Annotated in this window: 11 protein-coding genes; 4 read left to right on the top strand and 7 right to left on the bottom strand. The window is 64.7% G+C overall.

Annotation, left to right across the window (positions count from 1 at the left end; translation table 11 throughout):
• Positions 1-76: 76 nt before the first annotated feature.
• Positions 77-337 (top strand): hypothetical protein, encoded by a 261-nt coding sequence (locus B8115_RS11880; protein WP_010628022.1) that lies wholly within the window; start codon positions 77-79, stop codon positions 335-337.
• Positions 334-1,167, top strand: coding sequence for an exodeoxyribonuclease III (gene xthA, locus B8115_RS11875; RefSeq protein ID WP_010628021.1), 834 nt, complete (start codon positions 334-336; stop codon positions 1,165-1,167). Before B8115_RS11880 ends, xthA begins: the two co-directional genes overlap by 4 nt.
• A gap of 30 nt (positions 1,168-1,197) precedes the next feature.
• Here the strand turns inward: xthA and B8115_RS11870 are convergent, their stop codons facing one another.
• Genes B8115_RS11870 through B8115_RS11845 form a run of 6 tightly spaced genes read right to left on the bottom strand, consistent with a single transcriptional unit; the run spans position 1,198 to position 6,124 of the window.
• On the bottom strand, positions 1,198-2,277 hold the full coding sequence (locus B8115_RS11870) for a hypothetical protein (protein WP_026038073.1): 1,080 nt from the start codon (positions 2,275-2,277) through the stop codon (positions 1,198-1,200).
• 4 nt (positions 2,278-2,281) lie between these two features.
• Positions 2,282-3,046 carry an energy transducer TonB gene (locus tag B8115_RS11865; RefSeq protein ID WP_010628019.1) on the bottom strand — a complete coding sequence of 255 codons (765 nt, stop codon included), beginning with the start codon at positions 3,044-3,046 and terminating at the stop codon, positions 2,282-2,284.
• Positions 3,043-3,450, bottom strand: coding sequence for a biopolymer transporter ExbD (locus B8115_RS11860; RefSeq protein ID WP_010628018.1), 408 nt, complete (start codon positions 3,448-3,450; stop codon positions 3,043-3,045). The genes B8115_RS11865 and B8115_RS11860 overlap by 4 nt, the downstream gene beginning before the upstream one ends.
• Positions 3,443-3,991 (bottom strand): MotA/TolQ/ExbB proton channel family protein, encoded by a 549-nt coding sequence (locus B8115_RS11855; RefSeq protein ID WP_035590926.1) that lies wholly within the window; start codon positions 3,989-3,991, stop codon positions 3,443-3,445. Before B8115_RS11855 ends, B8115_RS11860 begins: the two co-directional genes overlap by 8 nt.
• Positions 3,975-5,354, bottom strand: coding sequence for a MotA/TolQ/ExbB proton channel family protein (locus B8115_RS11850; RefSeq protein WP_010628016.1), 1,380 nt, complete (start codon positions 5,352-5,354; stop codon positions 3,975-3,977). The genes B8115_RS11855 and B8115_RS11850 overlap by 17 nt, the downstream gene beginning before the upstream one ends.
• Positions 5,351-6,124, bottom strand: coding sequence for a DUF3450 domain-containing protein (locus B8115_RS11845; RefSeq protein WP_234255493.1), 774 nt, complete (start codon positions 6,122-6,124; stop codon positions 5,351-5,353). The genes B8115_RS11850 and B8115_RS11845 overlap by 4 nt, the downstream gene beginning before the upstream one ends.
• A gap of 306 nt (positions 6,125-6,430) precedes the next feature.
• Here B8115_RS11845 and B8115_RS11840 point away from each other — a divergent pair, with 306 nt between their 5' ends.
• Positions 6,431-7,366, top strand: coding sequence for an AraC family transcriptional regulator (locus B8115_RS11840; protein ID WP_010628014.1), 936 nt, complete (start codon positions 6,431-6,433; stop codon positions 7,364-7,366).
• 103 nt (positions 7,367-7,469) lie between these two features.
• Positions 7,470-9,572 carry a TonB-dependent siderophore receptor gene (locus tag B8115_RS11835; protein ID WP_010628013.1) on the top strand — a complete coding sequence of 701 codons (2,103 nt, stop codon included), beginning with the start codon at positions 7,470-7,472 and terminating at the stop codon, positions 9,570-9,572.
• A 73-nt stretch (positions 9,573-9,645) separates the two neighbouring features.
• On the opposite strand, the gene B8115_RS11830 is transcribed toward B8115_RS11835, so the two are convergent.
• Positions 9,646-11,736 (bottom strand): TonB-dependent siderophore receptor, encoded by a 2,091-nt coding sequence (locus tag B8115_RS11830; RefSeq protein ID WP_026038070.1) that lies wholly within the window; start codon positions 11,734-11,736, stop codon positions 9,646-9,648.
• Between the last annotated feature and the right edge of the window lie 207 nt (positions 11,737-11,943).

The raw sequence follows: 11,943 nt of genomic DNA, 5'->3' as shown, positions 1-11,943 counted from the left end.
CGAGGAGGGCGCGCCTCTTGCATCGGACTGGTAGAATGCCCACTCATGCAGCTCTTGAAGATTAGGAGTCCGGCCAATGACACGCCGCAAAAAGACCCGCTCGCTGGCCGACAAGGTGACCATCCGCACCGGCAAGCGCAAGGACTACAAGAAGTGGCGCCACGAAAACCCCGACCAGGTGACCTCGTCGCGCCGTTTCACCCAGAAGAAGCGCCAGCAGCGCAAGCTGCAGGCGGCACGCAAGCTGGCCCGCCAGGAACAGGGCGCCAGCATCGCCATCCACCCCACCCCCGCCTCAGAACAGAGTGCAACGACTCGCGAGGAGCATGACGAGTGACACGCCTTGTCTCGTTCAACATCAACGGCCTGCGCGCCCGGCTGCACCAGCTCGAGGCGCTGATCGAAGCCCACCAGCCGCTGGTGATCGGCCTGCAGGAAACCAAGGTGCATGACGACGAGTTTCCCCGCGAGGCGGTCGAGGCGATGGGCTATCACGTCCACTACCACGGCCAGAAGGGCCACTACGGCGTTGCGCTCATGTGCCACAAGACGCTCTGCCCAAACGGGCCGGAAGAGGTCTTCTTCGGCCTGCCCGGCGACGGCGAGGAGTCCCAGCGCCGTCTGATCGGTGTGCGTCTGCGCACCGCCGACGGCGAGGCGCTGACCGTGTGGAACGGCTACTTCCCTCAGGGCGAGAACGTCGATCATCCCACCAAGTTTCCCAACAAGCGCGAGTTCTACGCACAGCTGATCGCGCTGCTGCAGGAGCGGCATCGCCCCGACGAGCGGCTGGTGGTGATGGGGGATTTCAACATCTCACCCGAGGACATCGACATCGGCATTGGCGAGGACAACCGCAAGCGCTGGCTGCGCGAAGGCAAGACCAGCTTCCAGCCCATAGAGCGGGAGTGGCTCGGAACGCTCAAGGCGTGGGGACTCAGCGACAGCTATCGGGTGCGTTATCCAGAGGTGGACGACCGCTTCAGTTGGTTCGACTATCGCTCCCGCGGTTTCGAACGCGAGCCCAGGCGCGGCCTGCGCATCGACTATATCCTGGTCACGGCACCGCTCTCCGAGCGCGTGCGCGATGCTGGCATCGACTACGACCTGCGCGGCATGGAGCGCCCTTCCGACCACGCCCCGGTGTGGACCGAATTCGAACTCTGAGCCGTTCCTGACCCACTGGCTCTCGGCTTGCTAGCGAGTCGAGAGCCAGTGCGGATCGACTTCCGCCCCACGGCGCTGGGCTTGCTGCATAGCCTCCTGCGCCAGCTCGAGCCGCCCCCAGCCATTGGCCAGCAGCGCCAGGCGCTGCCAGTCATCGCCTTTCTCGCTGCGCTGTGCCACCTCGCGCCAGGCCGCGAGCGCCCGTTCTCGATCGCGGGCCTGCTCCCAGGCGCGAGCCAGCAGGCGCCGGTTATCCAGGGTATCGGGCAGCGCCTCATCGTCCAACGCCGCTTCGAGATGTTCCGCGGCTCGGGCCGGTGTACCAGCGATCAGATGCAATTCGATGCGCTGACGCAGGTCCGCCTCGTTGCGCAACACCCCCAGGCGCCAGCCGGCTTCCCAGATGGCCGCAGCGCGCTGGGTATCGCCCAACCCCTGAGCCAGTGCCGTCGCCCGTCGCCAGGCCTCGGGCGGAGCCTCGGCCCCCAGGGCAGTCTCCAGCCTTGCCAGGGCCTCTTCGCCGCGCCCGGCGTGCTGGAACACGCTGGCAGCCAGCATCTGACGTCGCTCATCGGGAGCGGGGTCGTCCGCCAGCGCACGCTCGACCCAACCCGCGGCATCTTCCCAACGCTCCAACTCTGCCAGAGCACGGGCCAGGCGCCAGCTGTCATCGGTACTGCCGTCGTGGCGTTCATGCCAGTCGAGCCACAGCGCCACTGCCTCTTCGGTCTGCCCTGCCGCCAGACGCAGGCGGGCCTCTTCGCGCAGCCAGCGATCACGCTGACGCGTCGGCGCCTCCTGCACCCGGCGTGCCTGACGCAGCTGATCGGCAGCAGATTCGCTGCGCCCCATATCGGCTTCGGCCCCCGCCGCCAGTTGGCGGTACAGCGCACCGGCCCAGCGGTCGGCGGCATTGCCGCCTTCCAAACGCTGGGCCTGCGAGCGTGCGCGCTCGGCGACTCTGTCATGCTCACCCTGCTGCAGCTGACGCTGGAGCTGTTCCAAGTCAGCGATGACGTCGCCTGGAAGTGCCGGCGCATCGGCATGGGCAACAGCGGTCAGCAGCAGGCCGGCACAGGCGATCAGGCGAATTGCAGCGCGCATCCTCATGGCCTCACCTCAGTTGGAACTCGAGACGTTGCCGCGCCCGACGCACGCCGCTAGCCGGCTCGAACTGCCAGCGCGCCACGGCCTGCTCGGCGGCAGAATCGAAGACGTTACGCGGCTGCGACTCGACCACACGAATGGACGAACGATCGACGCTACCGTCGGGACGGATCAGGAACTGCAACTCCACATGCCCTTCCAACCCTCGACGCTGGGCGCGGGATGGATATTCCGGCGGCACGCGGCTGGTCGGCGCTATTTCACCCACATCCACCGGGCCCGACTCGGCAGGCGCCGCCTGCTCGGTGGTCGGCCCCTCCTGCGCAGCACTGGGCGCTGCCGCAGGCGGGCTCGGAGCAGGTGCTGGTTCGGGAGCCGGCTGTGGCGCCGGCTCGGGTCGCGGCTCCGGCCTCGGCTCAGGCGGCGGTTCAGGCTGCACCTCGGCAAGCTCGGGCAGGGTGGTGTCGAGTTCCACCGTCTCCTGCGGCTCTGGCGGCAACTCCGGCTCCGGCATGGCAATCGAGCTCTCCAGTGGCGGCAGCGGCTCCGGCTGCGGCGGTGGAGTGGCCTCTACCTGCGGGGGCGGCGGCTCGGCACTGGACTCGACCGTCTCCTCCTGCACCGGCTCCGGCGCCTCGACCATGCTCATGGTCATGCTGACGTCGACCACGTCGAACTCCTCCTCCGGAGGTGTCACCAGCAGCGCCAGCAGCCAGAACAGCAGCAGCGCCAGCGCCACGCCGCCCAGCGAAGAAAAAGGGATGCGCGTCACGACCGACTCCGGCTGGCGGCGACGGCCACCTGCTCCACGCCGGCCTCGCGAATGCGGTCCATCACTTCGATCAGCAGCCCGGTGGTGGAGTCGCGATCGGCCTGGATCACCACCGAGCCGTCTTCGCTCACCAACCCAGCCACCTCGTTACCCACGCGGTGCAGGTCGACGGCACGACCATCGACCCATACCGCCCCTTCGGGTGTGATGGCTACCATCACCTGTGCATCGGGTCGCGGCGTGGCGGCGCTGGATTCGGGTCGCTCGATCTCCACTCCGCTCTCCTTGATGAAGCTGGTGGTGACGATGAAGAAGATCAGCATGATGAAGACAACGTCCAGCATCGGGGTCAGGTTGACCTCGCTGGCCTCGCTGTCATCGGCGCCAACTCGGCGTCTACGCATCGGTATCCTCCACGGCGCGGGCCAGGCGGTCGTGCAGCCGCTGGTCCTCGCGTCGAATGATCTGCTCGAGGCGGCTGGTGAACAGCAGCCCCACTACCGCCACGGCCATGCCGGTCAAAGTCGGCAGGGTTGCGCGGGCCACGCCATCGGCCATGGCGCGGGCCTGACTGGTATCGGTCATCGCCAGGCTGTCGAACACGGCGATCATACCGGTCACGGTGCCCAGCAAACCGAGCAGCGGGCACAGCGCCACCAGCAGCTTGAGCCACGGCAGCGGACGCCGCAGCCGTCCGATCAGCTCGCGCGCCCAGACCTCGCGCAGGGTCAGGGCACTCCAGCTCAGGTGATCCTGACGCGCCGCCCAGCGTGCGATAAGGGCACGCCTGGCCCGGCGATAGGTGAGGCGGAAATACCACACCCGCTCCAACGCCAGGCTGAACAGCACCATCGCTACCAGGGCAATCACCACCAGCACCGAGCCGCCGGCCTCGACCAGGCGCTCCAACGGCTCAAGGCCCCCTATCTCAAGCCAAGGCGGCATCGCGACGCGCGCTCCCGGTGACGCCATCGGGCCCTTGCGGGCGATGTTCGAGCTGCTCGGCCAGGGCCGCACTGGCCTGCCCCTCGACCAGACCCGCCAGATGGCGGCTGCGACCGGCAAGGGCGGTGTATGCAAACAGCAGCGGCACGGCGGTGATCAGCCCCAGCACTGTCGTCACCAGTGCCTGGCTGATACCGCCCGCCATCAGTTGCGGGTCGCCGGTGCCGAACACGGTGATGGCCTGGAAGGTGACGATCATGCCGGTGACGGTGCCAAGTAATCCCAGCAGCGGCGCCACCGCCGCCAGCAATTTGACCAACGGCTGGCCACGCTCCAGGCGCGGCAGCTCGGCTAGCACCGCTTCGTCGAGGCGAGCCTCCAGCGCTTCCGGCACGGGATCGTCGTGCAGCGCACGGAAGCGCTGCAGCACGCGGCCGAGCGGGTTGTCCTCGCGCAGCGTGGTGAGGTCACGCAGCTGGCGACGCATGGCCAGCGTCACCCGCAACAGGTAGGCGTACTGAAGCAGCGCGACCAGCAGGCCGAGAGCGCCGAGCCCCACCACCACGTAGCCGACTGCTCCACCCTGGTGGAAACGCTCGATCAGGCTCGGACGTTGGGCCAACGCCGAGATGACCTGCCCACGGGTAGGATCGAGCGCCAGCAAGCGCGACTCTCCGCCATGAAAAGCTGCCAGGCTGGTAGCCACTTCCCGCGGCGTGCGCTCGATCACCGACAGCGTCTGGCCATCGGCGCCACGACGCAACAACTCTCCCTCGGTGAAGGCAGCAAAATCCCCCAGTCGCACCACATCTCTTGGCGCAAGCTCACCGCTGACCGACGCCACCGGCGCCTCGAAGCGGACCACTCGAGCGGTATCGGCGGTCAGCGCCACCAGACGGTCGGCGAACACTTCGAGGTGCTCGAGCTCGAGAACCTCGGCATCGTCGAGCCGCGGCGGCAACGCCGCGCCCCCTACCGTCAACCAGCTATCGGCCAGATCGTCACGCAGCTCGCCGCTGTGGCGGGCAAGCGAGGCCAGCACGGCTTCGAGATCGTTGCCCTGCTCCTGCTGGCGGGCTTCGAGCTCGGCCTGTCGCTCGCCCAGCACCTGGGCCTCGGCCTGCAGCTCGGCGTGGCGAGCTTCCGCCTGATCGTGGGCAGCACGCGCCTCCTCAAGGGCGGCCTGCAGGGCGCTGCGGTCCTCGAGAAGCTCGGCCAGTCGCGCCCGGTCCCGGGCTTCGGCGGCTTCACGCTCGGCGCGCAGGGTAGTCAGCGGCTCGGACTGAGCCATGACCGGGGCTGTCAGAAAAATGGCGATAAGCAACCCCGCCGTGAGAGAAACCGAATAGCGCAGCGCCTTCATGCGTCATCCTCCCGACTCTGTTCGACCGGCTGCGTGATCGGCAGCGTGAGCAGCTCAGGCGAACGGCGATCCCGGGCGATGCGCAGACCATTGCGCACTTCTCGACGCTCAGCCTCATCGAGCGGTGCCCAACTGCCGCTGTCGGCACGCCAGACTCGGCCTGCGCGGCCGTCAGGAGTCAGGTAATAGAAGCCCACGCGCCCAAGACGCAGGTAATCCACCTCGCGGCGCGAGTCGCCCTCGCCGAGATAACCGCGCCAGGCATCGACCTCACGGCCGTAATCCAGCTCGGCACGCCACGCAGAGACGATCCGCTCCCAACGCTCGGCGCTGGAGAGCTCGTCGCCCTGGGAGCGCAGGCTGGCGACCCGCGCCAGCCGCTCTTCGCGCAGGAACGGCATGTCGCCATCGACCCACTGCTCGAGTCGCTCGATCAAGCGCTCCTGCAGCACGGGCAAGGCCTCGCGGGTTTCCGCCAAGGTATCGAGTGCCGCCTCACGGCGATCCAGTGTCTCGGCCAAGCGCTCGTTGCGCGGTGCGAGTTCGGCGTTCTCCCGCGTCAGACGACGCTCGGCACGCTCGAGCTCGCGCAGCTCCTCAAGCATGGCACGGGCTTCGTCATCTGCGGCGTCGATGCTCGCCTGAAGCTCGGCCTGGCTACGCTGGGCCTCACGCGACTCCTGGTACAGCTCGGGGTCGGCGGACGCCGAGGCGGCCAAACCCAGCCAGAGTATTGCCCCCCAGAGGCATGGATGGCGAAACGGTCTCACGATTTGACTCCCGGCAAGAAACTCGTTGAACAGGCAATCCGCCCTGTGAACAGGCCAAGACGATGCCATAAATGATAACCGTTATCAATGAAATCGACGCATCGCTTGCTCATCATCGCAGATAAATAATAATGCTTATCATTGAGATTGTAAGGACAAACGCTATACTGCCCTCATCCATCCCCCCCACATCAGGACTGGCACTGTCGCGCCCATGCCATTGCATATTCATGCCGCTATCGCTGCCTCGGCTTGCCATGGCAACCACCACCCAGCCAATCTCTGCATCATATGCGGATCGATGGCATGACGTTGGCCACCGCCGTCTGCCAGCACACCTCCCGCGACCTCCGGACCTATGGGGAGCGCTACGGGATCGACTACCGTTTTCCCACGCAACCTCCGGCTGCGGCTGGGCAGGCCGTACTTCGCGGACGCATCCTCGAGCTTGCCCCGGCGACCGGCATGCAGTTGGTGGCCTCGGACATCGAAGTGCTGCAGCGCTACGACTCCTGCTCGCACCGCCCTGCCCCGCTGTCGATCATCGTCATGCTGGAAGGAAGGGCGAAGATCGGTCTAGGTGAGCAGCGCCTTGCGTTCACCACCGGCATGGCCCTCAGCGTGCGCCTGGACGAACGCAACGGCCTTCAGGCGATGCAGCTTCCCAACCAGCGCATCCGCGCCCTGACCCTGGCACTGGATGCGCCGCGCCTGGCCGCAACACTGGGCGGCAAGTCGCTTAGGCCAGGCTCGAGCCTGCACTGCTGGCAATTACCCCCAGGCCTGAGACAACAGCTGGAGCAGGCTCTGGATTCCCCACTTTCCGCTACAGCTGCACGCCTACAATGGCAAGGTCTGGCGCTTCAGCTGTTGGCCCACGGCCTGCCACCAGAGCTGGACGCATCCTCCGCCCGGCTTTCTCCCGGGGAGTGGCAGCGCCTGGAGCGTGTCCGCGAACAGTTGCAAAGCTGCCCGGCACGCTCGCACAGCCTGTCAGCGCTGGCCGAACTGGCCGCCATGAGCCCCGCCACTCTGCGTCGCAAGTTCCAGGCGGTATACGGCTGCTCCGTCTTCGATTTTCTGCGCGAACGGCGTCTCGAACTCGCCCGCGAACTATTGCTGCAAGGCCACGGTATCGAGCGCGCCGCTCAGTGTGCTGGCTATCGGCATGCCAACAACTTCACCACGGCCTTCCGCCAACGCTACGGTTACCCACCAAGTTCTCTGCGCGGTGCAGGTTGAGCGACGCGCAGAGAAAACTGAGCATGCGACAGAGGACGACAACATCCTGGGCGAGGAATAATTCTCATTACCCCACGAGATGACATTCCGCAGAGGAACCACCATGCCGACACCTCGCCCACTGGCACTGAGCATTGCACTCGTGTCTGCCCTCGTCGCCAGCCATGCCCAAGCCCAACGGCCCGAGGAGGCACAGACAGAAACCCTGGAGGCCATGACCATTACCGGGCAGGCTGCGACCAAGACCGAGACGCCGTTCGTCGAAACGCCACAGTCGACTTCCACCATCGAGCGCGAAGAGTGGGAAAGCCGCGGCGCCCAAACCGTGCAGCGCGCTCTGGACTACACTCCAGGCGTTTTTACCAACCAGATCGGCGCCTCCAACCGCTTCGACTACTTGGTGCTGCGCGGCTTCTCCGACGGCAGCCTGAGCAATACCTTCCTCGATGGACTCAAGCTGATGGGGGATACCAACTCACATAGCTCGATGACCATCGACCCGTGGTTTCTCGACAGCATCGAGATCGTGCGCGGGCCTGCATCAGTACTCTATGGTCAGGCTTCGCCGGGAGGCGTCGTCGCTCTCACCAGCAAGCGCCCGCAGTTCGAGCAGGGTGGCGAAGTGCGCCTATCCACAGGCAACAACGCCCAGCGCAGCGTCGCCTTCGATCTGACGGGACCACTGGGCGAGCAGCAGCGCGTCGCCTACCGACTCGTCGGCCTGGCCAGGGCCGCCGACACCCAGTTCGGCCCAGTGGAAGAGGAACGCTATGCCATCTCACCCTCACTGACCTGGGACCTCAACGACGCTACCAGCCTGACGCTCAAGGCCTACCTACAGCAGGATCCCGAGGGGGGCTATCATGCTGGCCTGCCCTATGAAGGTACCGTGGTGGACCGCGGCGGCCGACGCATATCCAATAATTTCTTCGAGGGAGAAGACGAGTACGACAAGTACCAGCGCACCCAACGACTGCTGGGCTACGAACTCGAGCACCGCTTCAACGAGGCTTGGACAGGACGTCAGCGGCTGAATTATCTCAACGCCGACGTGACGCTGAATCAGGTCTATGCCTACGGCTGGATGCCCGGCAGCGACAGCGAGCTGATCCGCTACTACTCGGGCGCAGATGAATCCCTGGAAGCCTGGACCCTCGACAACCAGCTCGAAGCCAGCCTGTCCACCGGCTTCATCGACCATACCGTGCTGGTCGGCGCCGACTATCAACGGCGCGACAATCGCGTTGAGTGGCCCTCCGGCATGTTCCCCAATGTCGATGCCTTCGACCCCCAATACGGCGCCGGGCCGATCGCCATGTACGCCCCCACGCGTGAGGACCATGAACTCCGCCAGACCGGCATCTACCTGCAGGATCAAATGGCCCTGGGCAACTGGCGGCTGACGCTCGGCGGACGCTACGACTGGGTGGACATCACCAATACCAACCTCGACAGCAACGACACCAGCGAACTCGACGACACCCAGTTCAGCGGCCGTGCCGGCCTGCTCTACCTGTTCGACAACGGCATGGCCCCCTACCTCAGCTACTCTACCGCCTTCACGCCGACCAGCTTCGTCGATGCCGAGGGCGACCTGCTCCCGCCAATGGAGGGCAGGCAGGTCGAGACCGGCCTGAAGTATCAGCCGGCGGGAACCCGGGATCGCTACAGCGCAGCGCTGTTTCAGATCAACCAGGAGAACGTAGCCACTAAGGAGCAGCCCATCGATCCCTATCGCGCCGTGGGCGAGATCGAATCCAAGGGGCTCGAGCTCGAGGCGTACACCCATCTGACCGACAGCCTGAGGCTGCAGGTGGCCTACAGCTATACCGACATCACCTACAAGCGCAGCGACGACGGCAATGAGGGCAATCGCGCCATCTATGCACCGCGTCACCAGGCCAGCCTATGGGGTCATTACGTCTTCCAGAACGGTACGCTGGCAGGACTCGATGCCGGATTCGGGGTACGTCATTACGCCGATATCCAGGCTGATCGCGCCAACACTGCCCGGGTGCCGGCATACACGCTGGTCGACGCGACCCTAGGCTACGATCTCGGTGGTCTCGGCCTCGACGGCATGAGCGCACGCCTCAACGTCACCAATCTCACCAACGAAGAGTACGTCGCCTCGTGCAACTCGCTCGAGTTCTGCTACTTCGGCGCCGAGCGCGGCGTGCTCGGCACGCTGAGCTACGCGTTCTGACCCTTGATGCAGTCCAACCCAAACGCAGACACCCGGCCCAGCGACCGGGTGTCTTGCTCAAGACCATGACGCATCACCAGCGATAGGTGAGGCTGCCGATCACGCTGCGCGATTCGCCATAGAAGCACCAGTAGTCGCAGCCGCTGACGTACTCTTCGTTGGTGAGATTGTTGACGTTGAGCTGCGCAGTCCAGCTCTCGTCGAGGTCGTAGCTCAGCTTGGCATCATAGAGCGTGTAGGACGGGACTTCGGTGTCGCTGTATTGCGGCAGGTCAACGCTGTCGCCCACATAGCGCACCCCACCGCCGATGCTGAGACCCGCCAGCATTTCCGAATCGAAACCGTAGTCGAGCCACAGCGAAGCTTGGTGGCGAGGGATCAGGCCGGCACGCAGATTCGTCGCCTCAGGACTGATATCGACGCGGGTGTCGGTATAGGTATACGCCGCGGTTAGCTGCAGTTGGTCGGTGACATAGCCGACACCCTCGAGTTCGAAGCCGCGGGAACGGCGCTCGCCACCCTGCCTGGAACTGGCCTCCCCGCTGGTATAAAGGGTGTTGCTCTCCTTGAGATCGAACACGGCGGCATTGACGTAGCCGTCTAGCCAGTTCGGCGCATACTTCACGCCCAGCTCCCACTGCTCCCCCTCGCTGGGCACGTAGGCGTTGCCACCCGGGTCGCTGCCGACCAGAGGACTGAAGGATTCGCTATAGCTAAGGTAGGGTGACAGGCCATGATCGCCCAGGTACATGACACCACCCGTAAAGGAGAGCTGGGAGTCACTGAAGTCCTGATCGGCACTGCCTTCTGCTCGATTGGTCACGTCGACGCTATCGCGCCGCAGTCCGGCCAGAAGGATCCAGCGATCCTGCAGCGTCAACTGATTCTGCACGTAGAAGCCAAGCTGCTCCTTGCCCTCTTCGTGCCGAGTGTGAATGTTCGCCGGCGTGAAGTTGCCGTATCGAGGGGCAAAGATGTCGATCGGAGCGAAAGCAAAGTTGTCGCCGTTGCCGTATTCGACATCGAATTTCTGGTAGTCGAGACCCACCAGCAGCGTATTTTCGGTGCTCTCGGTGTACCAGTTGGCCACCATCCGGTTGTCGACGGTAAAGGCATCGTAGCTACCGTCGCGATAGGTCAGACCACGCGCCCCCTGTCTGTCGTCCAGCATCCAGAACAGGTAGGCCCCTCGTAGCAGCATGTCGAACTCGCTGTAGCGCAGGTTCTGCTGGAAACGCCAGGTATCGCTGACTTCGTGCTCGAGTTCGTACCCCAATGACAGCTGGGTCACCTCACGTCGATCGTAGCCCGGCTCGCCCAGGTTGGTGCCACGCGGAACGCGACCGAACGGTGTGTTTTCGAGCGTTCCGTAAGGCAGATAGAAACCGTTGGTCGGCGTGCCATGGTCGCGCATGTAGCTGCCGAGAAGCGTGATGGACGTCCTGTCGCTCAGGTCGACCTCGAGACTGGGCGCGAGGTAGACCCGCTGGTTGTCGGTTCCGTCGATGTCGCCGTCCCCTTCTCGGAACAGCCCGACCATGCGGTAGCGCACGTCGTCACGCTCACCCACCGGGCCGGAGCTGTCGATACCAAGTTGACGATGGCCCTTGTTGCCGCCTTGCAGCGACAGCAGGCCGCGCGCATCCTCAGTGGGTCGCTTGCTGATGGCGTTGATCACCCCGCCAGGGGGCGCCTCACCATAGAGGATCGAGGCCGGCCCCTTGAGCACCTCGATTCGCTCCAAACCGAAGGGCTCGGTCTGCCACCAGAAATAGCCCCCTTCACGAAAGAGGCGCAGGCCGTCCTGATAGGTGGAGTTCTCGCCGCTGAAACCGCGCAGAAAGAACCAGTCGGCCTTGGTATCACGCCCATAATGGCCGGCCAGCACCCCACTGCGATAGCGCAAGGCTTCGTCGTACTTCGTGACGGCGCGGGTCCCGAGCTCCTCCTCCGTCACCAATGAAACGGACCGTGGCGTTTCCAACGCCGGCGTATCGGTCTTCAGCGCCGTGCCGACCACCACCAGGGTTTCGGCCTTGAGAGCTTGCTCGGCAAACGCCTGAGGCACCACGCCTGACAGCGCACCCCCTAACGTGAGCCCAAGTGAAAGACGCACCGCCTGAGCCAGTGCATTCGGCTGAGAAGGAGGGCGAGTATGGGACATGGAAGCGACCTCTCGGAGGCTATGACAGAACAGAGTGGGAATCAGCGGTTGGCACGCGCATCCAGATAATACTGAGTGTCGAATGTAAATTTACATCATAGATCATTTCAAATCATTTGATAAATAAAATGCAAACCATTATCGTTGGCAGCCTTGACGAACAGACTGTTCTCTCCGCCGCGGTGACGTAAAAAAGCCCATCAGTAA

It is taken from the genome of Halomonas sp. KM-1 (genome assembly GCF_000246875.1).
Taxonomy (GTDB): Bacteria; Pseudomonadota; Gammaproteobacteria; order Pseudomonadales; family Halomonadaceae; genus Halomonas; species Halomonas aerodenitrificans.
The sequence above is the reverse complement of the archived record's forward strand: the minus strand, read 5'-3'. Positions and strand labels throughout refer to the sequence as shown.